Origin of the sequence: Undibacterium sp. JH2W, from assembly GCF_049340425.1 — a bacterium.
Taxonomy (GTDB): Bacteria; Pseudomonadota; Gammaproteobacteria; order Burkholderiales; family Burkholderiaceae_D; genus Undibacterium.
Window position 1 is genome coordinate 68,253 of record NZ_JBMPOT010000018.1, and the last position, 25,210, is coordinate 93,462.

The window sequence follows — 25,210 nt, forward strand, 5'->3', positions numbered from 1 at the left end:
TCGATAAATGCGAAACCATGCAGGTCTATTGCAGGTCTCCGGGGCGCAGTATAGGAATGCTCAAGGCGTAATGCCAGAATTTTTTGTGGCAAAGCGCAGCAGATTAATTTTCTAAAGGATGAAGCACAGAAAGCTTGTCGCAGGATTTGTAATTGAGACCTGGCACCAAACTCCAGTATCGCAATTACACTAAAAATTCTGCACAATCGGGAAGTGTTCATATAAAAGATGACGGTGAGTGACAGCAAAAGGAGGAACAGGTATCTGCTCATTCCTGTACCACCCACGCCGAATGGCAGGCTACATCTTGGCCATATGGCCGGTCCGTATTTGCGTATGGATATGCTACGCAGAAGCCTGGAACAAGACGGGCACGAAGCAGAACTGTGGACTGGTACTGACAGTCACGATTCATTTGTTCTCTACAGAGCTTATCTCAGCAAGGCCACGCCAGCTGAGGTTTGCCATAAGTTCCACCCGCTGATAGAAACAGATATGCGGGCACTCAACATCAAAGTTGATGGCTTTGTGGACACCTTGTCAGCCGAAGGTCGCCAGCTCCAGGAGGATCACGCTGTAGAGGCAGTAGACCTGCTCCTGGCATCTGGTTTTGCCAGCAAGCGATCTGAAGACATCCTGTATGACGAGGTGCACCAGTTCCCTGTGGTTGGAACCTGGCTCGCAGGCAGATGCCCCAAGTGTGGTAGCCAATGTGTAGGCTATTTTTGCGAAGGCTGCTTTACCCATAACCAGCCTGCCGAACTTCGGCATGGGGAATCCCGCATGCCTGGAGGAACTATTTCCAATAGAACCGTCGAATCCATTTTCCTTGAGATTCCTGATGCCGCTGCGCATCTTGAGCTTCTTGAAAAAATGCGCGTTCTACCAGCAGCAATAGAGGTGGTGCGAAAGATGCTGACCCCTCCTGTGCGGAATTTCAGGCTGACTGTGCCAATTGACTGGGGTCTGACTTATGAGGCTGACCGCTATGCTCACTCCCACTCAATTTTCGAAGTTCTTTGGGAGCTGTATACCTACAGTGAAATGCAAGCCTCGAGATCACCAGGAATCGTGCCAGCCTGGCGAGCCGATTCTGACACCAAAGTCATCGTGGCTTGCGGCGTTGACAATACCATCGCACTACTAATGGGATGTGTCGGCGTCTATCACAATTTACCCGGCGCAAAATCTCCTGAGCACATTCATATTAATTACTTTGTCAATCTGGAAGGTAGCAAATTTTCAACCAATCGCAATCACGCCATTTGGGCCAACGATCTCGCAGAAATCTGTGAAGGACATGTTGATGGTATCCGTCTGTACCTGGCCCGTATCAGTCCTGAGGAAGGTAGCACAAACTTTGATATTGATGAGTTTGTTTCCTACTACAACGACTTCTATATTCATGAACTGATCGGCAAGATCAATGCCGCTTTATCCAGACTGGATACTCAGGTGCAGGCATCTCCGGCACATGTTGCAGAAATAAACACGCAAAGAGAACAACTGCTTGAACACCTGGCGCCAGAACATATAAAGGTCAGCAGCGCCATCCAGATTTTTGAGCAATGGATTGCCAGTGCAAGTTCATCGGCTTCCAGATCTGATTCCATATCTGATTCCACACCTTCAACAGAATACTGGTGGCTGAAAGGGATTGCACTACTGGGCTACCCTTTTGCTCCTGATCTCTGCACCAGGATTTGGCATCTTCTGGGACATCAAGGGCTACCTTCATTCAAGGATTTTTCAGATATTCAGGAAATCCCGGAAGACCTGCCGCGTTCAGTGCCCACACCGCGCCCCGTCAGCAGCTCAGCTGCCAGGAAGCTGGTTGGACGCCCACTTTGAAACAAGATCAAACAAGTCATTTTTGACCACTCAATTAATCATCGTTGCATCCATCGCATACAAAAAAGAAAGGTATAGACCATGACATCGAATCGAAATTTTACAGAAGCAGCAACCTATCAGTGGACAGCAAAATCCCTCAAATCCATACGGGAATCAATGATAGAGGCACGTGTCCACGAACTGCTCCCCACCATCTTATCTGAAGAAATCGAAGCTGGTGGATTGCATTCAGTAGCTATTCTTGCAGACACCAAGCGCATGAGAAGACCCACTGCCACGAACCAGGAAACAAATGTCACAGTCAGGGAAGACAATACTTATTACCTGCCCATGAGTCACAACTTTGAAAAACAGCAGGCGGTGGAATTCCTTACTCCGAATTACTCCATCGTTCCTTGCGTCAGGCCACTCGAAGTACATGAGTGGCATTCGAATAAGCATCTGTTTAGCTTCTATGAAGTTGAAATCGAGATGCGCTCGGAAAAGCAAGAGGATGCCTGGAAAATTGCCGAGAAATTATTGGCAGACGTCGCTTCTTCACTTGAGGCAGCAGTCAAACGTGGGGAATTACCTGATCATGAAAATGGTGCCCGTAACAGGAACAGTGTACTAAAGGGAAAATTCCCTGCCATCAGCTTTGCCGAAGCCTTGGAAAAAGTCGGTGCAGCCAAAGACAGGGTAACTGATCTCACACCAGAAGAAGATACTTTGTTATGCCGCCAGTTTGAGACTCCTTTCTGGATTCACGACTATCCCCGTCCAGTCAGGTCTACAGTTTTTCATGAAAATGACTTTGGTCGCTATGAGAGCTTTGATCTCATGCTGCCCTACGGCTATGGTGAGCTGGCAACCGGCGGGGTCAGGCCAAAAACAGGCGAGCAAATCCTGCGCCAGTCTTTGGATGTCATCAAGGAACCCGCCTCCACACTGACACGTGGCCATGCAGAATGGAAATCCAGCAGGCAGATACAGTCAACGGGATTTGGCATAGGACTTGAGCGACTGATACGTTTCATGTCAGGAACCAACACTATCCTCGACATCATCCAGCCTCATGACCGCGGGCCAAACCGTAAATTACTGACAAAAACCAATAAATAAATTTTACATCCATGCCCTGGCTATTCTCAGCCAAGGTAAGAAATCAGGAGGATTAGCTATGTCAACACAAAAAGTCATGGGCGGATTAGAGTGGGCCATGCTGGTTGCCCTTTCCGTACTTTGGGGTGGTTCTTTTTTCTTTAATGCCATCGCGGTAAAAGAACTCCCGCCATTTACTTTTGTCTTGCTCCGTGTGGGGATAGGATCATTGGTACTGCTTGCCCTGCTACGCTTCATGGGGTTCAGGATGCCAAGAGACTGGAAGGTCTGGCTGCAATTTGCGGGGATGGGTATCCTCAATAATATTATCCCGTTTTGCCTTATCGTCTGGAGTGAAAAACGTTTGTCAGGTGGACTCGCCTCGGTCTTGAGCGCATCCACTCCTTTGTTTGCCGTCATCATGGCGCACTTCCTGACCTCGGATGAAAAGGCAACACCAAATAAAATTATTGGTGTCATCATAGGATTTGTAGGGGTTGCCATACTGATAGGCACGCAAGTTCTGACTGCTGCAGGCTCAGATGTTTGGGCTGAAATTGCTGTCTTGGGAGCAGCCGTCTCCTATGCATCTGCGGGAATTTTTGGCAGACGATTCAAGGAAATGGGATTGCAACCCTTTGTCACAGCAACCGGACAAATTTCATCATCTACGTTGATGCTGATTCCCTTGGCCCTGATTTTTGACCAGCCCTGGAATCTGCCCATGCCTGGCCAGGCCACCTGGGCCGCTGTGGCAGGTATCAGCTTATTGTCAACCTCCTTGGGCTTTGTTTTGTTTTTCAGAATACTGGCAACAGCGGGAGCCACGAACCTGATGCTTGTTTCTTTCCTGATTCCTGCCAGCGCCATACTTTTGGGCTTCATCTTCCTGGGTGAACACCTGGCAGTCAACCATGTGATAGGCATGCTGACGATAGGATTGGGGCTGATCTCTATTGATGGAAGGTTGGTTGCACGTGCAAGCAGCAGGGTGCCTGTCTGAAATGAGCTACGTAGCATGCCCGGACCAGGTCTCTTATGCAGAGTCTTTGGGCATGCCACGACGGCAAACATTCATTTTGGCAGCAACTGCCACTGCCGTCTTTAACAGCATATGGAAGGAAAGAATCAATGTCTGACAGAATTATTCAAACTGCCTGCAAGCAGTTTTCTCCAGAACAAGTGAGAAATGTAGCAGCAAAGCATGCTGCGAGTACTGATCAACATGGTCGACTCGCGCAAGAGGTGATAGACGCGCTGATCAGCAATGGATTCGCTCGCTACTTTGTACCCAAGGCTTTTGCTGGCCTGAATGCTTCATTTACCGACCTGGCTGCCGGGCTCAGCACAGTTGCAACAGGCTGTACCTCAGCCGCATGGTGTGCCGCTATCTGTGCAGTAGTTGGTCGCATGGCTGCCTATCTACCGACAGCCAGCCAGCAAAAAATCTGGCAAGACGGGCCTGACGTCGTCATTTCTGCCTCGTTCAGATCAACAGGCAAGGTAGTGCCAAGTAAAGGCGGCTGGGTGTTGTCCGGTGAGTGGCATTTCTTGTCTGGTATAGATTATGCAGAATGGGCCTTGCTGTGTATTGAGCCTGTTGGTGATGAGCAAGCAGCCAGGTATGCGGCGGTTCCTGCATCGGCTTATCGCATTCTGGACAATTGGGATACCTTGGGGATGCGGGGGACCGGCAGTAAGTCTATCGTCCTGGACGACATTTTTGTCCCGGCAGAAATGAGTTTCCTGAAAAAAGACTTGTGGGCTGGCCAGTCTGCTTATGCGCCAGGGCCGCGTTATCAGGTTTCGCCTATCGGCGCAGATCCTCAGCTATTCATGGCATGCGCCCATGGTGCCGGTTTGGCAGCGCTACGCTTCTGGGGCCAGGCTTTCCAAGAAACGCCTCCTGTTGGCGAGCTTGCCAGTGTCTATGCAAGATCAGCAGCAGAACTTGATGCAGCACAGTTGCTGATAGAGCGTGCCTGCCAAACCACGGATATAGGAGCACAGCCTATGGCCCTGGTCGCACGCAATGGCAGGGATGCTTCCTTATCTGCAGACCTGGTGTTAAGCGCAGTCAATCGCTTATTCAGGCTGGGTGGCAGCAATACCCATTTTGCACACAATACACTGCAAAGGCTATGGCGCGATGTGCAAACGCTGACTTCCCATATTGCATTGCGACCTGACTTCAACTTTGCGCAATATACACGCAGCAATTGGCCGGCACGGGATACTGACAGCATGGTCCCGGTAGCAAATATAGCGCCTGCTCCCCTGCCTGCACAAGCAGAGATCCATCGCAAATTTGCCGTCAACGAAATATAAGAGTGGTATTCAAATGCATACAACTGATAATTCCATATTTGAGGCTCCGCCGCAGGATCCTGTTCCTATTATCCTAAACTGGTTGAATCACGCCATTGAGGAACAGGCATCAGAACCCGGGGCAATGGCATTAGCCACGGCAGGTACCAGCGGCCTGCCATCCAATCGTATCATCCAGGTCCTCGATATCAGGCAAGAAGGCCTGGTATTTGCAACGCATGCCGGAAGCCCCAAGGGCAGGGACATAGCAGAAACTGGCTGGGCATCAGGCGTATTTTATTGGCGCGAAACCAAGCGTCAGGTCATTGTGTCTGGAAGTGTGACGCCTTTGACAGATGCAGATTCTGATCTGCTTTGGGCAGCACGCCCGCCTGAGTCGCATGCCATGTCCACGGTCAGTAGTCAAAGCGCCATCTTGACTGATGAAGAAGACTTGCGGGCACGCGCACAAAGGGCACATAAGGCGCTACCGCTGGCCAGGCCCAAGGGCTGGCTGGGTTACATCCTGTCACCCTCTAGTGTCGAGTTTTGGCAATTTTCACCCGACCGGCTGTACAAGCGACTACGCTACAACGTCACGGAATCTGACTGGATAAATCATCGACTTCAACCTTGATGAAGATACCAGCTTCTCGCTTTCCAGGCTCTGGTTTGTTTAGCGAGATTTAAGCTTCAAGGCTGGACCGCAGCTCTTGGTACAGCCTGGCATTACAAAAATTTGCAATGAAATGAGACAGGCATGCAGCCATGCCCAAGGATGCCCTGCGCCTGTGCAATTTGAATGTGCATGCTGGCTCGATACGCAATGGCTGGCTACAGAAGAGCTGGAGCCTCGTCAGAGGCGCAAGCCAGTAACAGGAGACATCTTGGTTCTTTCTGCTGGCTATTGGCCGAATTGAACACTATTAAACCCAGGGTAAACCTGATTCACTTTCCAGTAGCAATTTGCGTTTATCCATTGTTGGCTATGAAAAGGAAATTTTTATGAATTCCAATCTGCTGTTGAAACAAGACCTCAGAAGCGAGAAATGGTCTCCAGATGTCTGGCGAAATTACCCTGCATTGCAGCAGCCTCATTACCAGTCCCGTGACTCACTTGATAAGGTACGCAACAAGCTTGCGGCCCTGCCGCCGTTGGTCACCTTCAGAGAAGTCCTGGAGTTGAAAGCTGCACTGGCAGAAGCTCAGGAGGGCCGCCGCTTCCTGCTCCATGCGGGAGATTGCGCAGAGCGATTTGATGACTGTACCGATACTCACATCGTCAATCGTCTCAAGGTGCTTTGCCAGATGGGCTCTTTGCTGGCACATGCCTTGCAAAAACCAATCGTCAAAGTCGGGCGCATGGCTGGTCAATATGCCAAGCCCAGATCCTCGGACCAAGAAGCGCGTCAGGACATATCCCTGCCCAGCTATCGCGGCGACATCGTCAATGGCGCTGCGTTCGAACAACAGGCCCGCGACCCTGAACCAAGACGCCTGCTGGATGCCTATGCCCATGCTGCGATGACACTGAATTACACCCGCGCTCTTGCTGCTGACGGTTTCTCAGCATTCAATGACCCCTTGGCCTGGCCACTGGACTGGGCTGCACGCTTATCAAAAGCCAGCGACTATCAGCGCAATATCCTGGAAGCAATCTCTCTGGCAGATACACCGGTGCCGAATAATAAGCCATACCTTTATGGCCAGGACAGCGACCGGATATATTCCTCTCACGAGGCCCTGCTGCTCGAATTTGAAGAGCAGGTCACCCGAGTGGCCTCAGAGCAGGACAGGTGGTTTAACGCATCCACACACATGCCCTGGATAGGGATGCGCACCAACGATCTGAGTGGTGCCCATGTCGCTTATATGTCCGGGATAGAAAACCCTATCAGCGTAAAAGTCGGACCCGGCACCAGGCCAGATGAACTGCTGCAATTAATAGAACGTCTCAACCCCAGACAAGAACCTGGGCGGCTGACACTCATCACCAGGATGGGAAGTACGAAGATTGCCAGCTGTCTGCCCCCCCTGCTACGGGCAGTACGGACCGCCGGGTACAAGGTTTTATGGGTGCTGGATCCCATGCATGGCAACACTGAAGATTCCACTGTAGGGCTCAAGACCCGGCGCTTCGACACCATCCACAGTGAAATCAAGCAAGCATTCCAGATCCACGCGAACGAAGGTGTTCCCTTGGGTGGCATGCATCTTGAACTTACCGGGGAATATGTCACGGAATGCATAGGCGGAGTGTCCGGGGTCCGCGAGATGGATTTGCCGCAAGCATACAAAAGCGCGGTTGACCCCAGGCTCAATTATGTTCAGTCACTTGAACTTGCCATCTTGATTGGCCAGGCCGCCCATACCACCAGTCATGCGGTGAATTTATCTGTAGTGACAAACTGACATTCTTGTATTTGTACTTAGCGCAATCTCAAATAAAAAAGGTGAAAAATATGAAGGGTATTCCAAGCATAGATCCGTATCAGCTTCCGCAACTGGCAGACTTGCATAGCAATATTGCCGGATGGCGTCCAGATCCCAAGCGCGCTGTTCTGCTGGTGCACGACATGCAACAGTTTTTCTTGCGGCCTTTACCCGGAGAAGCCATTGTACTGCCACTACTTGAGACAGTGGAAAGCCTGGTCAGCAATGCGCGGGCGCTGGATGTGCCTATCGCATACACCATGCAGCCTGGCGGTATGACTAAGGAACAGCGCGGTCTCTTGAATGACTTCTGGGGCCCAGGAATGGCAGTGGATCCTGCTGACCGTGGCATTGCAGGCAAGCTGGCGCCCCATGCCGAAGACTGGATTTTTACCAAATGGCGTTACAGCGCATTTTTCAAATCCGATTTACTCAAGAGACTGCGTGAATCAGGCCGGGACCAATTGGTGATCTGTGGTGTCTATGCACATATCGGCATCCTGGCTACTGCCATCGATGCATTTTCGAATGATATAGAAACATTCATCGTGGCTGACGCAGTCGCAGGCTTTACCAGGGAAAGCCATTTGATGGCCTTGAACTATGCTTCGCAATTATGTGCCACCGTTAGCTTTGCTGAAGAGGTATGGTGATGACTGAGAGCTTGCTTTCCTTATTGTGCACAGCCCCCGAAAAATTGGGCGCATTTACTTTGCTTGTCCGCTCGGATCCCACCCAGATATCGCGACTGGAAATCTATGCAGGGGAAATGCAGACTTGTCTTTCCCTGAAAGACGTACCATTGCCACCCAAAGGCCAGCATGGGCCGGGCGTGATTGCCGTCCTGCCTTACCGTCAACTGACTGAGCGCAATTATGCATGTGTGGATGATGGCGAGCCCTTGCATGTTCTTCGCATAGCACGCGAAGAAAGCATGCCACTGGATATGGCACTACGCCAGTGGCCGCATGAAAACATCAATATGACAGAAGCTGGATTTGATGTAGATGATGACGACTATATGCGCAAGGTCCATGACATCGTCACGAATGAAATTGGCAGCGGGGAAGGTTCAAATTTCGTCTTGAAACGGACCTTCCAGGCAAAACTTGCCGACTATACGCTGAGCACTGCCTTGACTGCGTTTGGGCGATTGGTTCGCCGGGAGGTTGGCGCTTATTGGACATTTCTGGTCCACACCGGCGAAAGAACCTGGATAGGTGCAAGCCCTGAACGGCATGTCAGCCTGAAAGCCGGCATTGCCAGCATGAATCCCATCAGTGGGACCTACCGTTACCCGGCTGCCGGCCCTAGCCTCAAGGGCATCATGGAATTCCTCATGGATAAGAAGGAACGCGACGAACTGTATATGGTCGTCGACGAAGAGCTGAAAATGATGGCACGTTTCTGTCCGAATGGCAGCAAGGTGATCGGCCCCATGCTCAAGGAGATGTCCCGCCTGGCGCACACCGAGTATGTACTAGAAGGTGAAACTACGGCTGATCCGCGGGATATTCTGCGCGAAACCCTGTTCTCGCCAGCAGTGACAGGGAGCCCGATTGAGAATGCCTGCAGAGTGATCGCCAAGTATGAACCAGAAGGGCGGAAATACTATGCTGGTGTACTCGCTCTGATAGGTCGCGATGCAGAGGATCAACTGGCACTTGACTCCACTATTCTTATCCGTACGGCAGATATCAATAGCGCAGGAGATGTACGTGTCTCGGTCGGCTCAACCATCGTCAGACACTCTGATCCACAATCAGAAGCTGCTGAAACAAGGGCCAAGGCACAGGCTGTCATGACTGCACTGGGACAAGAGTCTTTACCGAATTTTTCACAAAATCCTATTGTGCTTTCTGCTCTCCAAAGCCGTAACAAGAGCATTTCAAAATTCTGGCAATCGGATGTAACCCAGCGAGCGCAAACCATACCTGAGCTAGCGGGTAAGGACTTACTGATTATTGATGCAGAAGATGCTTTTACTGGCATGTTGGGTAATCAATTAACTGCCATGGGCCTGAAGGTCTCGATCGCCAAATATGATGACAGGCGTGTAGTCAACGGTGACTGGGACCTGGCCGTCTTTGGCCCTGGCCCGGGTGCCCCACACAATAATGGCGATCCCCGCATACGAGGCTTGCGCCTGGCCATCGCCAAGGCGCTGAAGCAAAACAAGTCCTTCTTTGCAGTTTGCCTCAGCCACCAGATCTTGTGCCTGGAATTGGGCTTGCCAGTTGTATGTCGTCACCAGCCCAACCAGGGTGTGCAGAAGGAAATCAATTATTTCGGCAGCCTGGAGCGCGTTGGCTTTTATAACACTTTCAACGCCTTGCATCAAGGAAGTGAACTTTGGTATCAGGATGAATTGATTGAAGTCTGCCGTGATGACAATTCGCATGAAGTCCATGCACTTCGTGGCAGGAATTTTTCATCTATCCAGTTTCACGCTGAGTCTGTGCTGACTCAACATGGGATCAAGATAGTCTCTCAAGCCTTGCTGGAAACCATCACGACACCATTGTTGGAAGCCAGTTAAAGCATCTACCCACTGAGGAACTCTAAATGACACCCTATGCTTATGTTGTTGCAGACGCTTTCACTGACACGCCATTTTGTGGCAATCCAGTTGCTGTATTTACCGATGCCAAAGGCCTGGAGGCGACTGATATGCAACGCATTGCCCGTGAACTCAATCTTTCCGAGACCACCTTCGTATTTCCACCTCAAGGCAGTGGCGACTATTACGTCCGCATTTTCACGCCAGTGAATGAACTACCTTTTGCCGGGCATCCCACACTGGGTACGGCCATCGTTCTTGGGCAGAGCTATACAAAAAACGAGCTGGTCATGGAAACTGGAATGGGACCAGTTCCTTTCCAGTTCCAACGCAATGCCGAAGGTAAACCTAGTTCGGTAACGATGGAACAGCCCATTCCCACCTGGTCAGCTTATGAGCTTGAAGAAGTCTTGCTTGCCGGCCTGGGCCTGGGCAGCTCGACCTTGCCGGTCGAAATTTACCGTAACGGCCCGCGCCATGTATTTGTCGGTTTGCCTGGCATTGCCGAGCTTTCCGCTGTCAAACCAGACCTGCGTGTACTTGCCCAACTGCCTGATGTTGCAGTCAATTGTTTTGCAGGCTCAGGAAACAAATGGCGCTTAAGAATGTTTTCACCCGCCTATGGCGTATCTGAGGATGCCGCCACAGGCTCAGCTGCCGGGCCACTGGTATTGCATTTAATCCGCCACGGGCTGGCCGCATTTGGGCAACTGGTAGAGATAGAACAGGGCGTGGAAATGGGCAAGCGCTCTGCCATGCAAGCCAGCGTCTTTGGCAGCCTGGATAAACTGGGACCAATACGCGTCTCGGGAAGCGCCACCATCGTGGCAGAAGCCAAACTGGTCCGGTGGTAATTACATCAATCTTGTTTCAATCAACTCTTATTAAAAGGATGCAACGATGACAAACGAAATTTCAAGCCCTGCCTCACTGAGCGACAATGAAGCCTTGCGCAAGCTACACCGTTCAGTCATAGAGGATTATATGAGTCGCCGTGGCGAAGGACGTCTGACACGCTACCAATTGTTTGCCCCGGACGGTGTTGGCGGCCTTTGGACCAATGACACTCTTGCCCCTATAGTCTCACGTGGTCATGACAGTCTGAAGCCGCATGGGGCATGGTCATTAAAGTGTTTTCCTGACTGGGAATGGAGCAATGTCTCCATCTTCGAGACACAAGACCCTAATCAATGGTGGGTAGAATGTGATGGTGCTGGACAGATCCTGTTCCCTGGCTATCCACCTGGTCACTATGAAAATCATTTCATCCACAGTTTTCTCATGTCCAACGGCAAGATCAAGGAGCAGCGCGAGTTCATGAATCCCTATCGCCAGATGGTGGCACTGGGTATTCCAATTTCGAAAATTCGTCGCCAAGGAATTCCTGCAGACTGAACGCAGGTCACTTTAGCATTTCAATTTGAGCAAATAAGACCAGGGGTAATAGGATGGCTGGAACGACCATCGTATTCCCCTCTCAAACTCTTTGCTATGATCAAGGCTTTCTAGGCTCATCATTCTCACTATGCAGTGCATAGTGAGAAATCAAGCATATAACTCATTCGGTACGCCCACTGTGCGCAGCAGCAAGTCTTCTACAATGGAAACCAGCTTCACACGATTCACCCGTTTTTGCTTCAAGATGAAGTAGTCGACAATACTGTGAATTCCATTGAAAAGAAATACCGCTGTCATACGTGTATCTGCAAATGACCACACACCAACTTTGTTCCCTTCATCCAGCATCAGGTAGAGGTCTTCAATAACGATGTTATTGACCAATCCATCCCTGGTCCTTGGCCATGCATCCCAGAAGATGGCATCATGCACACGAACAGAGTCAAGATAACCGATAGAGCAAGCCTTCATCCAGGCGGCCAATCGTCGCAGATAGTCATCTTCCGGATGTTTTATCACTGCCGCGTGTATGACCTTCAGCAGTTCCTGACCAAAGCGCTCCCCAAGGGCAGTGAGTAATTCTTCCTTTGATGCGAAATACAGATAGAAGGTACCCTTTGCAACATTTGCACCAGAGGTAATTTGATCTACTGTTGTAGTCACTACACCTTGCTTGATAAACAGATTCTGTGCCGAGTCCATGATGTCAGTACGCCGCACTTCCGGCGCCTTGGTTCTCACACTCGATTTGGGAATGCCTTGCATATTTTGATCAATTCCAACTAGAGAGAAATGGGGAAAGAGGGTAAAACATTTCCGGCCAGATTAAAGAGTAGATTAAGAAATGTAGGGTTAATTGAGCCGGCACATTTGATGTACATGTGTCATAGAAATTAAGTCATTCAAGACAAGAAACATCACTATTATCAATTCACTTATCCCTGATGACAAATCATATATTGATTTATCGAGTAAGTATTTCTATATTTCAAATTTTGATCGAAAAAATACTTGGCATTAAAATTTTTTTCCTCAATTCAGTTTCATTTTTTTTAAGAAAAAAAACTGATTTTTTATAGCTATCAAAAGAAAGATATTCATTTTACTGATGTGATAAAAAAAACAATGACTTTCAGTCAGTAAATCAAAATCCTAACATAACTGATATGCGTATCTTAAAAGACATTGAAAAATAAGAATGTTAAAAATCTATGCATCCTTGCAAATATTTGAAGTAATTGCCGACTATTTGCGGTGTGGACCGAAAGATGATTGAAAACCATGCCAGCTCAGCCCCCTGCCAGGTAAGCCTGTACAACCCGTCCCTGGTTTAGCAAGGGGGGCAAGACGCCAGGCTCATTTTGCAATATCTACTCAGGCAATGCTCATCAGACCATGCAGGCGCATCTGACAAGATATCAGCATTGCACACAAGCTTCATTGTGCATTACAGCAAATAGTCGTCAAGTTTATTGGCTATCCTGGCAAGCACCATGACATCTGTAATTCGCATTCTCATGTCTACCAGCTTTGCTCTTGCCCTATGCTTTTTTACCGCGAACAGGTATTCCACCTGCTCCAGGCATCATGCCGCAAGCAAGGAAAAAGGGGCAAGCCAGGTCACTTCGAAAACTTGATATCTTCAGCCAAGACGGTCTGTAAATTATTTCCTGACTGTGATACTGACCAGTTTCATGACGAGAGGGCGGGCCAGTAGTACACAGCAAAAAGCGATGGGCATGGCCAGCTTGTAAGCATTAAAGACTCGCAATAGAAAGCCTCCTGAAATGCCTGTGTTGGCAGCAACAATGACCGCCGACATCAACAAGGCCATGATTGCTGCCATGTAGAAAGCAAATACCTGCTGAGTGTAACGTGTAGGCAATTTCCAGCTGCCTGATTTACTTCCATTGTTCTCAGTATGCTTAGTCATGTCATGTTCTCCCTTTATTTTTGGTATTTCACAGATCTGATGTCAATGTGCTGTATTCATAGTGGACTGCAACAGCTGAAACAAAGTACCTGCCGCTTGCGCGATGATCACGGCGACCTAAAAAAATGCACGCTAGCTCACCACCATCGCCCGGCAAGCGTCTTTCACTTCTGCTTCTGCTGCTACAATCCACTAGCCTGCCACATGCCAGTCTTACAGACTGTAGCAGCAGGCTACAAGATGAGTCTTGCATCTATTCATGTTCGGCAATAGATGTAAGCAGCAATTACCTGGACTTTGGACGATTTGGCGGCAAACCAATGAAATTGCGAATAAAACTTGAATGCTCGCTATAGTCATAATCCAGGACCATACGGTCCCTGAGCAAAGGCTCACAAAGAGCATGCTGCTCTTCGAAAACCAATGACCGGGTTGCATGCTCGCTTGCGGCGACATCCCAGACCAGGTTCATCAAGATATTTTTATGGGATGCAGAGACTTGCCTGGTGTCCAGGAACCATTCAAACTTTTGCCCGAACGCGGCATATTCTGCCAAGTCTTTTTCATGGAAGCGCAAGATCAAGCCTTGCCCGCACAAATCCCTGAGGATATGCAATATGCGTGGCAATTTTTCCATGGCATAAATTCTGCCTGCGGCAAGTGCCGTCGCACCAGGCACGAGTACGCCACCTTCTGAGATCGTGGCTGTTTCCATGGACGCAAGACACATGCCTTGTATGATTTGCACAAACTGTATGATCTCGCTGACACGCTGGCGTACCACAGGGATATGCTCCAGCTCCAGCACCTCCATGATCACCTTGGCAAGTCCGGCATAGAGCTCAGCTTTAGTCTCTATGCGCACCAGGGTGTACCAGTGGCTGTAGGCAGTCCACAAATTAAAGAAGCCGGCATGCGCAATTTCTGGGGATCTGGCAGCCATGATTCTTTCACGCGGGATGAAGACATTGTCAAACACCACCATGGCCTCTGCCTCTTCCCCGCGAGATGTCAGGGGATGGGCATAAGCTGATGCACCTGGCTGGTGTACTGCCTCACGGCAGAACATGCGCACTCCAGGTGCATTTGCAGGTACATATGCCCACAGCGCCTCATCAGGGGTGGGTGGATGCAGGCTACCAACAAAAATTTCATTGCACTGGGGAGCAGCAGTACCCACTCCTTTTACACCGCTGATCCATATCCCTTTTGAGCTTTCCTTGGTAATGCGCATGACGGCGCGCTCTGGTGGAGTGAGCCCTACATCAGTGCCGCTTGCACGCCCTCTATAGCCTTGAGGATCAACTATCGTCTCTGACAAGTACAGATTGTTTAGCTCTGCATATTCCCTGTATGCAACGATATTCTCTGCATATTCAGGGCAGTGTTTTTTGAAGCTGGGCAAGTGGCCCAGCATGCCAACTGAAAAACTGGCTATCATGTCGAGGCCACGGCAATGCGTGCCCCAGTTCTTTTGTGACGCATATTTGATACCAGCACGGCGGCGTATCAAATCTTCCTTGGTTCTTGGTACCATGTAGGACATGGTGGCCATCCTGCCATCATCACGCTTGTAAGTCAGCAGGCCTTCACTATCCTCGTTCAGTTGCTCGTCATAAATTTCTGCAATCTGGTTTATACCTCCGGCAGTGGCAAAATGCGTGGTGACATCCTCAAGCTGCTTTCCCTGATAGAAAATGACCCTATCATCCCTGAGAGATTGCTTGAATTCCTGGCCGCTTTTAAGTAGTCCCTTGGCTGCCCGTTTCACTTCTTCCTCTGCACATGCTAAGTAGTCGTTCATATATAGATTTCTGTTTGTCCGCGAAGTGTCATTCTTGAAGGAGCACCATCACAGATAGGTTGGTATCTGGCCAGTTTGATTTTGATTTTCATTCCAGCCTCTTCTTTTGAATCGCCAGCTCAATTCCCTTATAAAGATGCCATGCAGACTGTCTCTGAACACGAACCTGGGCAGCCCACTAGCAAGTTCAATCAATCGTCCCCTCTTCCAGCCGCCTGGAAACTCATGCAAGAGTCCTGGCATAAGCTTTTTCCGACTTTATAAAATATGGTTTTCTGCATATTCATGACCAGGCATTTTTATCAGTATGGCTTTCATTCCCACCAAATACTCATGACTGACCGACAGTCATATTAAAATAACACGCAAAATACGTGTTTGCAATAGCCTAGAAAAAAATAATGACCGGTAGTCATATTTTATGAAATTGCAAAATTTCTGCGCTTCTTTCCTTACCGCCAAATTGATGAATGGCTGCGCATCAAATGCAGCAAAGGCTGTCATCTGGCTTTTTTCACAGCTCGCAAGGATGGCGCTTGATATCAGCAGGAAATCATGATGATTTCCTTATTCTTTTTTCAGCGATTTGGTGACATTCATTGTTCTTTCTCTTGTGATGAGAGAGAAAGCTCTGTCAGTCTGTTTTTCCAAGACTTAAGGAATAAAGAAAAGCTTGCTATTTTCCGTCACTAAAAGCACAGTGAAATTGGAACTTATGGTGTATATTTAGACTCATTTCATAAATATGAATGAGATGCGTTTGCCTCATAACACAGATCGGTAATACGTTTATGGTTGTCAATAGCGGCACTATTTTCAATAAATCCAATGCTGTCTGATATGTGTTATGAGGCAAACCCTTAGTGAACTGACGATTTGGGCACATTGCTGCGCGTAGTGAGCCACCCTTCCTTTGCTAAGGCATGAGCCTTAGCTGCAGGCCGCGCTTTGCCCTGCATCCCAAATCGCCTTGTTCGCACTCATCCCTATTTATGAAATGAGTTCTAGTTAAGGTAAAAAATGCTAAATCGCATTTACCTCTTCAATTTATTTTAATTCCAGCCTTCTCATCAGCAGAAAAACACAAGTTTGCATGCACAAAAAACCCTTGTGGGATTTTTTGTGCAAGAAAATGCAGTTGGATAAGAAAATGAAGACTTTTGATTATTAGAGAAGCAGATCTTGAAAATAAAAAACGGCGCAGCAGAATTGTGGGCCAGCCTGAATCCTGCAATAGACTTGAGTGAAATCCTGGATGGATTTCTCCTAGGCTTTAGCGGCATTGCCGGGAATGAAAATAATCGTTCTGAGGCATTTTCTCGTGAATTTGACGAAGAACAATTTTGCTTCCTGGATGCACGTCCTTTTGATCTCTCGCAACAAAATACGCAAATTGCCCAATTTGAACACGGTGCAGAAATTCTGGAGAATAGCTTCTGCATAGCCATGCCTGTTGTTGCGACTGATGACTGGCCGCGCTATGTGGCTGAATTTCTGGAATTTTGCTGGCCTGATGGCACACCAGACGTACCGAAGATTCAAGCAAAAACACGCTTTCAAGCAGCTGCGCCCTGGAGCATCAGGAAGAGACCTGCCCTGGCATTTTATGCTGTGCGCAATACCACCTGGAAAGCCCCATATACCAGTGTGCATTTTAATGCCGCCGCAGGCGCACTAGGTTTGCACAGTCTGCATACCGCTGCGCTCTTGCAAGTGCTGGAGCAGGATCTGGCTTTTAATGGCCCTGACCAAACACTGGCTGAGATGTATGCAAAACTACTGCCCATACATACCAGGATAGCGCAGTATGAGACCGACCACGCTGCCTTCTTTGAGCAAGGTCGTCAGGTATTTTTATCACAGGGAATGGAAGTGCTGGCGCGGTTTTCATTAAACCAGCACTTTTTGATACAAGAACGTGAGTCTGCCTCTCCGGTTGATTTGCAGATAGGGCAAACCACGAACCAGGTCAATCAATGGAGCATGCCAACACCTCAGTCCATGGTCTTGCGCGCCTGGTGTGAACGCATCACTTGGGATGGATTTGCAAAACCGCGCGCGCTGGCATTTCTCAAGCAACAAAAGCAGAATGATGAGATGGCCAAAGCCATAGTCGCCCAGTGCGTGAGTCTGGGGAAAGGCACTTGGCCAGACTTGATCGAGGTATTGGCGGCGGAACCCATCAGTTATCAATGCCAACTGGAAATCATCAGCTTCATGGCCGACCCAAATTGGCCAGGTGCGGGTGAAGCCTATGATGTTATCCAAAAAAATCCTGATTTGTTTGCCGCCGCTTTGCAAGAGTCATATCAATGGGCCAGGGAATCAAATGACGACAGCTGGATGGAGATGATAGGTGATTTATTGGGTAAAGATGAAAATAAGGATGAAAATAAGGATGAAGATGAGTGACATGCTGCGCTAGTGACCTGATACATCATCACTGCGCTGGGTACAGGCAGGCAAGGTAAACCAGAATACCGTGCGCACACCGACCTCGGATTCAAAGCCTATGTTGCCACCCATTTTTTCGACCAGGGTCTTGGTGATATTCAAGCCCAGGCCGGCACCACCCAGATTTTTTTCTCCATGCTCTTCTGCCTGGGCGAATTTTCCAAATATGCGCGTGCGGAAAACTTCAGGAATACCAGCACCGTGGTCTTCCACTTCTATTTTAAAAATCTCATCCTCATGCCTGATACGCACTTGTATTTTTTCATGTGCGGGTGAATACTTTGCAGCGTTTGACAAGAGATTGGCAAACACTTGCATGAGCCGGTCACTGTCACCCATGACCCAGGCAGATTTATGGCATTCGGTCAATACAAAGGAAGTCTGATGATCTTGCGCATAACTGGCATTGGCTTCTATCGCCTGCAATGCCAGGGCTACCAGGTCAACGCGCTGGATTTCGAAACGCATATGGCCAGTCGTGATTTTTTCCATATCCAGGATGTCATTCACCAGGCCGCTCAGGCGCTTGCTGTTATTGTGGGCGATGCGCACCAATTGCATGGCTTTGGGGCTAAGCTCGGTCAGCGTGCCAGATTCCAGCAAACCCAGCGCGCCACGTATGGAAGTAATTGGTGTGCGCAATTCATGGCTGACGGTGGAGATGAAGATGGCTTTCATATTGTCCATTTGCTTGCGCTCAGAGATATCGCGCGCAATGGTTGATGCCGCAACTATATGATGATCGCCATCATGTACCGGCGAGATGGCCACCGAGAGTTGAACCTTTTCACCATTCTTGCGCATGCCCGTCACTTCGAAATGACTGACGCGCTCGCCCTTGATAATATGATTCAGGCGGGCAATACCAGCCTGGAGATCGCTGTCGACATACAACAATCTGGTGGATCGCCCCTGTACTTCTTCAGCCCTATAGCCAAAGAGTTTTTCTGCGCCGCCATTCCAACTGGTGATAATGCCGCCCAGGGTTTCACCGATAATGGCATCGTCTGAGCTATCGATAATCGCAGAGAGTTGTGATAGCTTGGACGTCGCCTGCAATTGCCGTTCAAATTGCCTGACGATGACAGCGCCGAAAATCAGCAGTATCAGTATAAAGCCACCATTGCCTATGGCCTGGACTATAGCACTGGAACGCCATGCTTCCAGTACCTCTTCCTTGGATACGGCAGCCACAGCGATCAGGGGAAAATGCTCCAGCCTGCTATAACCGACTATACGTTCGATACGGTCAAGCTTGGAAGTGGTAGAAAATGTACCTGAACTTGTGGCATTGATCTGCTCCCGAAAGATCGGGGTATTGACGTATTTTTTACCAAGAGCGCTGACGATTAAAGGGCGACGCAGAATCAGGGTCCCATCGTCCGTCAGCATGGCAATGGAACCTTTTTTACCGAGATTGATGCTATTGAAGTATTTCAATAAAAAATCCACATCAACATGCGCCAGGACCATGCCGGCAAATTCATCTTTTTCATTATTCAGGCGACGCGACATCAAAAAAACCCAGCTGCCGTCCTGTATGACCCTGGCGGATTTGCTGATATACCAGTCACGGCTGTCATGCGTTTGATGATAGTTGAAATTATCGCGGTCCAGGTCGCTGATATGGGTAAAGTCTGCACTGCCCGATGCCATCAGTGTGCCGTCTGCAGCAATCACTGCCATCAATTTTAATTGCGGCAAATTGTTCATCTCGCGCTTCAATGATAACGAGAGTTTGTCGCGCTGGTGCAGATAGCTCCCATCCTGATCCAGCCTGTCCATGATGGAGAGAATGGCTGCATCGACTGCCTTGAGCGTATCAGCAGAATGTTGGGCCATGGCTTGTGCCAGGTTAGCCGCCGCCACATCACCAGCGTGCATCGCCATGTCATAGGTTTTCCACATTTGCCAGATGCTATTCCCGACCAAAACCGTACAAACCATTGCGATGAACACATACATGGCTAATTTAATGGGTGTTCGTTTTGCTGGTTTTGCTGTTTTCATACAGGAGCTGAAGCGGCAGAGGGATTCAGGATGTCGGCGATAGGTCTCATTGTATGTGGTCTGCTTTGTTTAGGCGAATGATTCACCTGTCTGTGGCTATCCCGATCAGAAAATTATTTGGCCATGTAAAAAAATCAGGTAAATGGTGATTTATACAATATCTGTATAAATCGCTTTGCCAGATTCTATATTTCCATTATTATTGAAATATAGAATTAATGGGATTTTTTTGATAAAAATGATGGAAACCAAAAAAGTATTATTGGCGCTGGCAGCACTGGCGCAAGAGTCGCGCCTGGCTTTGTTCCGTCTGTTGGTGCAGGCCGGGCCAGCCGGACTGGCCGCCAGCAAGATCGGCGAGCAATTGGGTATCCCACCGTCGTCGCTGTCTTTTCATCTGAAGGAATTAGCACATGCGGAATTGCTGGTATCACGCCAGGCTGGACGTTTCATCATCTATTCGGCAAATATGACGACGATGAACCAGATGCTGGGTTTCTTGACTGAAAACTGCTGTGGTGGCAATCCATGCACACCATTATCCTTGAAGCAATGCACGGCTACCGAATAATGATTCGACCACTCGCGCTTAACGATTTGAATTATCACTCATGAACATTCTGTTTTTATGCACTGGCAATTCTTGCCGTTCCATCCTGGGCGAAGCCATCTTCAATCACCTGGCCCCCGCTGGCTGGCAAGCCATGAGTGCTGGTAGCCAGCCTACGGGCCAGGTTCATCCGCGTTCTCTGGCATTACTGGCACGGGAAGGTATATCTACTGCGGGCTACTACAGTAAATCCTGGGACAATTTGCCAGCGACACCGGACGTGGTTATCACTGTTTGTGCCAGTGCGGCTGGTGAAACTTGTCCGGCCTATCTGGGACCTGTCTTGCGCACCCATTGGGGGGTGCAAGACCCAGCGCATGCAACAGGCACGGATGCCGAAATCGATGCGGCCTTCAAGACAGCCTATCTTATCTTGCGCGCCCGCATCGTGGCGCTGTTTGCGTTGCCGCTGGAAAGCCTGGTGCAAGACAGGCAGCAATTCAAGCACGCACTCGATCAAATAGGTATGCATGTGGGAGTCGAGCTATCATGAGCATGGCAAAACGCCTGGTCGCTGAGGGATTAGGCACAGCATTCCTGCTGGCTGTAGTGGTTGGTTCCGGCATCATGGCCGAGCGCCTGGCTGGCGGCAACGTGGCGCTGGCTCTGCTGGCAAATTCACTGGCCACAGGAAGCGGTTTAATCGCCCTGATCCTGGTGTTTGGCCCCCTTTCTGGTGCGCACTTCAATCCGGCGGTGACACTATCCGAAGCACTGCAAAAGAATATATCCGGCAAGGAGGCACTACCCTATATCCTGATACAAGTGCTGGGTGCATTTGCCGGTGTCGCTGCAGCCCATGGCATGTTTGACTACCCGCTGTTCTTGGCCTCTGAGCACGTGCGCACGGGCATGGCGCAATGGTGGAGCGAGTTTATCGCCAGCTTTGGCCTGATCGCCGTCATCATCAGCTGCACCCGCAGCCGTCCGGCAGTAACACCATTTGCAGTAGCAGCCTATATCACGGCAGCTTACTGGTTCACCTCTTCAACGTCTTTCGCCAATCCTGCTGTTACCCTGGCACGCGCTGCCAGCAATACTTTTGCCGGCATACGGCCCATGGATACACCAGGCTTCATCATCGCCCAGGTATTGGGTGCAATTGCTGCAACAGCAGTATTTTGCTGGCTGTATCCGCTGAAACAAAAAGACGCTGCCAACGTTTAAATTTTGGATAATGTTATGTCGATTACCATCTACCACAATCCCGACTGCGGCACTTCGCGCAATACCCTGGCCCTGATACGCAATAGCGGTGTCGAGCCTGAGATCGTTGAATACCTGAAGCAAATGCCAGGCAAAGCGAGGCTGCAGAGTTTGATTGCAGCGATGCACATTCCAGTGCGTGAACTCTTGCGTAAAAAGGGAACGCCATACGAAGAACTGGGGCTTGACGACAGCAAATGGACGGATGATGAACTCATCAACTTCATGGTCGAGCATCCCATACTGATGAATCGCCCTGTTGTCGTCACGCCATTAGGAACTAAGCTTTGCCGCCCGTCGGAGGCTGTGCTGGATATCCTGCCATCGCCACAGCAATCTGAATTTACTAAAGAAGATGGTGAGAAAGTCATTGATGCGGAGGGCAATCGTGTTCACAAAGAATGATATGCCCAGCCTGCGCCCGGACTTGTTCAAACAAGCTGACATGGAACAATTGTTTTCTCCAGCACGCGCCAGCCATGCACCACGTTTTTTGCTGCTGTATGGTTCTTTGCGTGAACGTTCATACAGCAAATTGCTGACGCTGGAAGCAGCACGCTTGTTGCAAGCCATGGGCGCCGAAACCCGTGTCTTTGATCCGCACGGTCTGCCATTACCGGATGAAGTACCTGACACCCATCCCAAAGTGCAGGAATTACGTGAACTGGCATTATGGGCTGAAGGCATGGTGTGGACTTCGCCAGAACGGCATGGGGCGATGACCGGCATCATGAAGGCGCAAATAGACTGGATACCTTTGTCGGTCGGCGCAGTTCGCCCTACGCAGGGCAAGACGCTGGCAGTGATGGAAGTCTCTGGCGGTTCGCAATCGTTTAATGCCGTCAATCAAATGCGTATACTAGGGCGCTGGATGCGCATGCTCACGATCCCGAACCAGTCATCGGTAGCGAAAGCCTTTCTGGAATTTGATGAAGCCGGCCGCATGAAGCCCTCTTCTTACTATGACCGTGTAGTCGATGTCATGGAAGAGCTGATGAAGTTCACCCTGCTGACACGCGATGTCGCCCCCTACCTGGTGGACAGATATAGCGAGCGCAAGGAAAGCGCGGAGGAATTGGCCAAGCGTGTCAATCAGCGCAGCATATGATAGCTCTCAGGCCATTCGCCATTCATGGGCAAATGGCTAGCTTTGCCCAAGTCACGCATCGCGACTTCATTTTGCGTATTGCCATGCAGAATCTGGTTTTCCAGTCGACATGTTTTTCTGCAGCATTTCAGCATCCATATCATCACCCATCACTCTTGCTCCCGAATCAGGGAACCTGAATTCAATTGCCAGGCCAGTTACCATCCCAAGCCGGGTAAGCAACCTGGCCCCTGGGGAAGGTAGAAATGCAAAAACTGCTTGAGACTTGCAGTCACTCTGAGTAGTCAGTTTTTGCAGGGAAATTCCATTTGCCACAAGATAGTAATAAATTGTTACGCAATTCGACCTTGACAAATCTTAATAATAAATTAACCTTAAATTATTGACATGCAAATAAAGTAATAAGCATATGTAATAAATTCTCTCGCCTGTAAAACCAACTCCCCAAATTTTTAAAAGGTGTCGAGCCAGCTTCCAGCTAGCCCGTAGCGGATTATCGTCGCCAATTTTTAAAGCGAAGACGAGAAATTGCTTGTGCATGATGAATTTTTAAACGCGTGATCTTGCTACATCGGTCAGGCGTGTCGTAGCTGCAAGGCAGAGGCATGGCTTCTACCAAGTGAGTATTGTTGTCCAAAATTTCCTGAAAACCTGTACCAGGGATTTCAAAAGCCTGTCCCTGATGCGGATTTCAGCTTCAACCGTATGGAGAACTGTGATGGCGAAAGAAAAGAATTTTGTAGAAGTACTGGCAGCAGATCCGGCCAATGTTCCCGATGTGATTTTGCTCAATGGCTTTGTGGGCAACTCTGGACTGGAAGGCTATACCCGCCTGTATCTGAATGCGGTACTGAATGAATATTATGAAATCCCCGCAGAGGCGATTTTGCACACGGCAACAGCGTCCGCCACGGCCAATCATCCACTGGAAACTGCCTATGTCTGGATCAAGGCCGATGCTGAGCTGATACGCAAAGGCAAGAGTGTGGCCGACACCAAAATTTGTTTCTTCAACGGCCCCATACAAAGCGGGCAAGCGGCCGCCAATGCTGCCCAGGCTACCGTTACCGGCGGCCCCACTGGCGTATTGAACTGCACGCAAGCCGCGGCTGTATGCGGCAATACGGCATGGCCAGGTTGCCCACCCAATTGAAATATTCGTGATGTGAAGGGCCGCTGTTTTACAGGCCTTTTTCTCATGCGAATGTGTGAAGAATGGCGCAAGCATTGTCACTTTACGGTGACAAGAAATGCTGCCATGAGTTTGTTCCCTTGTTTTTCCTATCGTTCATGAAATGTAGTGCCACTCTTAGGAGAGTTTGCTATGACTACTCAATTTCCGAATTGCCCGATACACACAGTAATACTGCCACAATGCACACCACATACCGTGCTGCCACAGTGCCTGCCACAAACATCACCTGTCATCTGCCATCAATTCACGGTACCACCACAATGCATCCCCCCGACTTCACCGGCGATTTGCCATGTGACTCAGCCGCCACAATGCTTTCCACCGACTATCGTTGCGCAGATTTGCCATCCCACCATTCCTGCGATTTGCCATTTCACGCAGAATCAACCTCAGTGTGGCATACAATGCGTGGCTGCTACCCAGCACATCCCGCTGCCTACGACGATTAACACAACCATCGTTCAACAACCCCAGACACCAGTCTTGCAAGGTGGCCTGGCTGCCCAGGCACCTGCACAAGCCCAGAATTTCGCCGCAGCACCTGCACAATTTGCAGCGCAGGCCAATGTAGGCCCTACCGGTGTACAACATTGCACAGCAACACCACAATTTTGCGGCAATACGGCTTGGCATGGTTGCCCTATGCCTGGCCCTACTGGCGTACAACATTGCACGGCTGCACCTCAGTTCTGTGGCAATACTGCATGGCATGGTTGCCCTCTGCCTGGCCCTACTGGTGTACAACATTGCACAGCTGCGCCTCAATTCTGCGGCAATACGGCTTGGCATGGTTGCGCACCACAACAGGCACAATTCCCTGTCCATCCAACCACCCACCCTACTGCCAATACCCATTGCTTCATTTGCCCACCATTCACCATTGATGCGCAGCAGGCTGCACCACAAGCACAGGCAATGAATCCTACAGCAGCTACCCATTGCTTTGTGTGCCCTCCACATACACTGGAAGCACAACAGGTAGGCCCGACTGGCGTACAGCATTGCACAGCAGCACCGCAGCTTTGTGGACATACCGCTTGGCCAGGTTGCCATCAACCGCTGTCGGCTCCGCCACATTGCCCTACAGTTGCGCCAGTTTGCCCACCGCAAACAATAGCACCGACACATCTGCTGGGTTGCACTTGCCTGCCTATGACGGTGGGCCCGGTAATGACAGTACCTGGATTTTGCTAACAGAGAACCATAGCAAATTCGAGAAGTACTGAGCAGTTTGACCAGCGCAACAATCACGGTCGGG

At 49.6% G+C, this 25,210-nt stretch carries 22 protein-coding genes; 18 read left to right on the forward strand and 4 right to left on the reverse strand.

Going from position 1 to position 25,210, the window contains the following annotated elements:
* Nucleotides 1–234: 234 nt before the first annotated feature.
* From ACO0LC_RS23430 to ACO0LC_RS23475, 10 genes are all read left to right on the forward strand, one after another.
* A complete protein-coding gene (locus tag ACO0LC_RS23430; protein WP_423007669.1) occupies nt 235–1,851 on the forward strand; it encodes a class I tRNA ligase family protein in 1,617 nt (538 codons plus the stop codon).
* Nucleotides 1,852–1,932: 81 nt separating this feature from the next.
* Nucleotides 1,933–2,955: an amino acid--tRNA ligase-related protein gene (locus tag ACO0LC_RS23435; protein WP_423007671.1), complete on the forward strand. Its 1,023-nt coding sequence runs from the start codon at nt 1,933–1,935 to the stop codon at nt 2,953–2,955.
* 58 nt (nt 2,956–3,013) lie between these two features.
* The gene (locus tag ACO0LC_RS23440; protein WP_423007673.1) at nt 3,014–3,937 is read left to right on the forward strand and encodes a DMT family transporter; all 924 of its coding nucleotides are present in this window, start codon (nt 3,014–3,016) and stop codon (nt 3,935–3,937) included.
* A 128-nt stretch (nt 3,938–4,065) separates the two neighbouring features.
* Nucleotides 4,066–5,262: an acyl-CoA dehydrogenase family protein gene (locus ACO0LC_RS23445; RefSeq protein ID WP_423007674.1), complete on the forward strand. Its 1,197-nt coding sequence runs from the start codon at nt 4,066–4,068 to the stop codon at nt 5,260–5,262.
* 13 nt (nt 5,263–5,275) lie between these two features.
* Nucleotides 5,276–5,878, forward strand: coding sequence for a pyridoxal 5'-phosphate synthase (locus tag ACO0LC_RS23450; RefSeq protein ID WP_423007676.1), 603 nt, complete (start codon nt 5,276–5,278; stop codon nt 5,876–5,878).
* Between the two features lie 368 nt (nt 5,879–6,246).
* Nucleotides 6,247–7,653: a 3-deoxy-7-phosphoheptulonate synthase class II gene (locus tag ACO0LC_RS23455; RefSeq protein WP_423007678.1), complete on the forward strand. Its 1,407-nt coding sequence runs from the start codon at nt 6,247–6,249 to the stop codon at nt 7,651–7,653.
* Between the two features lie 50 nt (nt 7,654–7,703).
* On the forward strand, nt 7,704–8,327 hold the full coding sequence (locus ACO0LC_RS23460; RefSeq protein ID WP_423007680.1) for an isochorismatase family protein: 624 nt from the start codon (nt 7,704–7,706) through the stop codon (nt 8,325–8,327).
* 116 nt (nt 8,328–8,443) lie between these two features.
* Nucleotides 8,444–10,213, forward strand: coding sequence for an anthranilate synthase family protein (locus ACO0LC_RS23465; protein WP_423007682.1), 1,770 nt, complete (start codon nt 8,444–8,446; stop codon nt 10,211–10,213).
* A 26-nt stretch (nt 10,214–10,239) separates the two neighbouring features.
* Nucleotides 10,240–11,088: a PhzF family phenazine biosynthesis protein gene (locus ACO0LC_RS23470; RefSeq protein ID WP_423007684.1), complete on the forward strand. Its 849-nt coding sequence runs from the start codon at nt 10,240–10,242 to the stop codon at nt 11,086–11,088.
* 46 nt (nt 11,089–11,134) lie between these two features.
* Nucleotides 11,135–11,629 (forward strand): PhzA/PhzB family protein, encoded by a 495-nt coding sequence (locus ACO0LC_RS23475; RefSeq protein ID WP_423007686.1) that lies wholly within the window; start codon nt 11,135–11,137, stop codon nt 11,627–11,629.
* 150 nt (nt 11,630–11,779) lie between these two features.
* Here ACO0LC_RS23475 and ACO0LC_RS23480 read toward each other — a convergent pair whose 3' ends face one another.
* From ACO0LC_RS23480 to ACO0LC_RS23490, 3 genes are all read right to left on the reverse strand, one after another.
* Entirely contained in the window at nt 11,780–12,397 is a 618-nt protein-coding gene (locus ACO0LC_RS23480; RefSeq protein WP_423007688.1) for a TetR/AcrR family transcriptional regulator, read from the reverse strand.
* 898 nt (nt 12,398–13,295) lie between these two features.
* Nucleotides 13,296–13,565 carry a DUF2798 domain-containing protein gene (locus ACO0LC_RS23485; RefSeq protein WP_423007690.1) on the reverse strand — a complete coding sequence of 90 codons (270 nt, stop codon included), beginning with the start codon at nt 13,563–13,565 and terminating at the stop codon, nt 13,296–13,298.
* Between the two features lie 286 nt (nt 13,566–13,851).
* The gene (locus ACO0LC_RS23490; RefSeq protein WP_423007692.1) at nt 13,852–15,369 is read right to left on the reverse strand and encodes a 4-hydroxyphenylacetate 3-hydroxylase N-terminal domain-containing protein; all 1,518 of its coding nucleotides are present in this window, start codon (nt 15,367–15,369) and stop codon (nt 13,852–13,854) included.
* Nucleotides 15,370–16,551: 1,182 nt separating this feature from the next.
* Here ACO0LC_RS23490 and ACO0LC_RS23495 point away from each other — a divergent pair.
* Nucleotides 16,552–17,781, forward strand: a complete 1,230-nt coding sequence (locus ACO0LC_RS23495) for a hypothetical protein (RefSeq protein WP_423007694.1) — start codon at nt 16,552–16,554, stop codon at nt 17,779–17,781.
* 9 nt (nt 17,782–17,790) lie between these two features.
* Here ACO0LC_RS23495 and ACO0LC_RS23500 read toward each other — a convergent pair whose 3' ends face one another.
* Entirely contained in the window at nt 17,791–19,731 is a 1,941-nt protein-coding gene (locus ACO0LC_RS23500) for an ATP-binding protein (protein WP_423007696.1), read from the reverse strand.
* A 343-nt stretch (nt 19,732–20,074) separates the two neighbouring features.
* Here ACO0LC_RS23500 and ACO0LC_RS23505 point away from each other — a divergent pair, with 343 nt between their 5' ends.
* The 7 genes from ACO0LC_RS23505 (at nt 20,075) to ACO0LC_RS23535 (ending at nt 25,146) form a co-directional block, all read left to right on the forward strand.
* Complete coding sequence (locus tag ACO0LC_RS23505) at nt 20,075–20,404, forward strand: ArsR/SmtB family transcription factor (RefSeq protein WP_423007698.1); 330 nt, start codon at nt 20,075–20,077, stop codon at nt 20,402–20,404.
* A gap of 40 nt (nt 20,405–20,444) precedes the next feature.
* Complete coding sequence (locus ACO0LC_RS23510; RefSeq protein ID WP_423007700.1) at nt 20,445–20,936, forward strand: arsenate reductase ArsC; 492 nt, start codon at nt 20,445–20,447, stop codon at nt 20,934–20,936.
* Complete coding sequence (locus ACO0LC_RS23515) at nt 20,933–21,610, forward strand: MIP/aquaporin family protein (protein ID WP_423007702.1); 678 nt, start codon at nt 20,933–20,935, stop codon at nt 21,608–21,610. The genes ACO0LC_RS23510 and ACO0LC_RS23515 overlap by 4 nt, the downstream gene beginning before the upstream one ends.
* A gap of 15 nt (nt 21,611–21,625) precedes the next feature.
* On the forward strand, nt 21,626–22,054 hold the full coding sequence (gene arsC, locus ACO0LC_RS23520) for an arsenate reductase (glutaredoxin) (RefSeq protein WP_423007704.1): 429 nt from the start codon (nt 21,626–21,628) through the stop codon (nt 22,052–22,054).
* Complete coding sequence (gene arsH / locus ACO0LC_RS23525; protein ID WP_423007706.1) at nt 22,023–22,757, forward strand: arsenical resistance protein ArsH; 735 nt, start codon at nt 22,023–22,025, stop codon at nt 22,755–22,757. The genes arsC and arsH overlap by 32 nt, the downstream gene beginning before the upstream one ends.
* A gap of 718 nt (nt 22,758–23,475) precedes the next feature.
* Entirely contained in the window at nt 23,476–23,910 is a 435-nt protein-coding gene (locus ACO0LC_RS23530; protein ID WP_423007708.1) for a hypothetical protein, read from the forward strand.
* A 171-nt stretch (nt 23,911–24,081) separates the two neighbouring features.
* The gene (locus tag ACO0LC_RS23535) at nt 24,082–25,146 is read left to right on the forward strand and encodes a hypothetical protein (protein WP_423007710.1); all 1,065 of its coding nucleotides are present in this window, start codon (nt 24,082–24,084) and stop codon (nt 25,144–25,146) included.
* The last annotated feature ends 64 nt before the right edge of the window (nt 25,147–25,210 follow it).

What these genes read in the sequence shown, in the direction of transcription:
- ACO0LC_RS23435 (WP_423007671.1), top strand. Translation starts at nt 1,933, where the DNA reads ATGACATCGAATCGAAATTTTACAGAAGCAGCAACCTATCAGTGGACA.
- ACO0LC_RS23440 (WP_423007673.1), top strand. Translation starts at nt 3,014, where the DNA reads ATGTCAACACAAAAAGTCATGGGCGGATTAGAGTGGGCCATGCTGGTT.
- ACO0LC_RS23445 (WP_423007674.1), top strand. Translation starts at nt 4,066, where the DNA reads ATGTCTGACAGAATTATTCAAACTGCCTGCAAGCAGTTTTCTCCAGAA.
- ACO0LC_RS23450 (WP_423007676.1), top strand. Translation starts at nt 5,276, where the DNA reads ATGCATACAACTGATAATTCCATATTTGAGGCTCCGCCGCAGGATCCT.
- ACO0LC_RS23455 (WP_423007678.1), top strand. Translation starts at nt 6,247, where the DNA reads ATGAATTCCAATCTGCTGTTGAAACAAGACCTCAGAAGCGAGAAATGG.
- ACO0LC_RS23460 (WP_423007680.1), top strand. Translation starts at nt 7,704, where the DNA reads ATGAAGGGTATTCCAAGCATAGATCCGTATCAGCTTCCGCAACTGGCA.
- ACO0LC_RS23465 (WP_423007682.1), top strand. Translation starts at nt 8,444, where the DNA reads ATGCAGACTTGTCTTTCCCTGAAAGACGTACCATTGCCACCCAAAGGC.
- ACO0LC_RS23470 (WP_423007684.1), top strand. Translation starts at nt 10,240, where the DNA reads ATGACACCCTATGCTTATGTTGTTGCAGACGCTTTCACTGACACGCCA.
- ACO0LC_RS23475 (WP_423007686.1), top strand. Translation starts at nt 11,135, where the DNA reads ATGACAAACGAAATTTCAAGCCCTGCCTCACTGAGCGACAATGAAGCC.
- ACO0LC_RS23480 (WP_423007688.1), bottom strand. Translation starts at nt 12,397, where the DNA reads ATGCAAGGCATTCCCAAATCGAGTGTGAGAACCAAGGCGCCGGAAGTG.
- ACO0LC_RS23485 (WP_423007690.1), bottom strand. Translation starts at nt 13,565, where the DNA reads ATGACTAAGCATACTGAGAACAATGGAAGTAAATCAGGCAGCTGGAAA.
- ACO0LC_RS23490 (WP_423007692.1), bottom strand. Translation starts at nt 15,369, where the DNA reads ATGAACGACTACTTAGCATGTGCAGAGGAAGAAGTGAAACGGGCAGCC.
- ACO0LC_RS23500 (WP_423007696.1), bottom strand. Translation starts at nt 19,731, where the DNA reads ATGTGGAAAACCTATGACATGGCGATGCACGCTGGTGATGTGGCGGCG.
- ACO0LC_RS23505 (WP_423007698.1), top strand. Translation starts at nt 20,075, where the DNA reads ATGGAAACCAAAAAAGTATTATTGGCGCTGGCAGCACTGGCGCAAGAG.
- ACO0LC_RS23510 (WP_423007700.1), top strand. Translation starts at nt 20,445, where the DNA reads ATGAACATTCTGTTTTTATGCACTGGCAATTCTTGCCGTTCCATCCTG.
- ACO0LC_RS23515 (WP_423007702.1), top strand. Translation starts at nt 20,933, where the DNA reads ATGAGCATGGCAAAACGCCTGGTCGCTGAGGGATTAGGCACAGCATTC.
- arsC (WP_423007704.1), top strand. Translation starts at nt 21,626, where the DNA reads ATGTCGATTACCATCTACCACAATCCCGACTGCGGCACTTCGCGCAAT.
- arsH (WP_423007706.1), top strand. Translation starts at nt 22,023, where the DNA reads ATGCGGAGGGCAATCGTGTTCACAAAGAATGATATGCCCAGCCTGCGC.
- ACO0LC_RS23530 (WP_423007708.1), top strand. Translation starts at nt 23,476, where the DNA reads ATGGCGAAAGAAAAGAATTTTGTAGAAGTACTGGCAGCAGATCCGGCC.
- ACO0LC_RS23535 (WP_423007710.1), top strand. Translation starts at nt 24,082, where the DNA reads ATGACTACTCAATTTCCGAATTGCCCGATACACACAGTAATACTGCCA.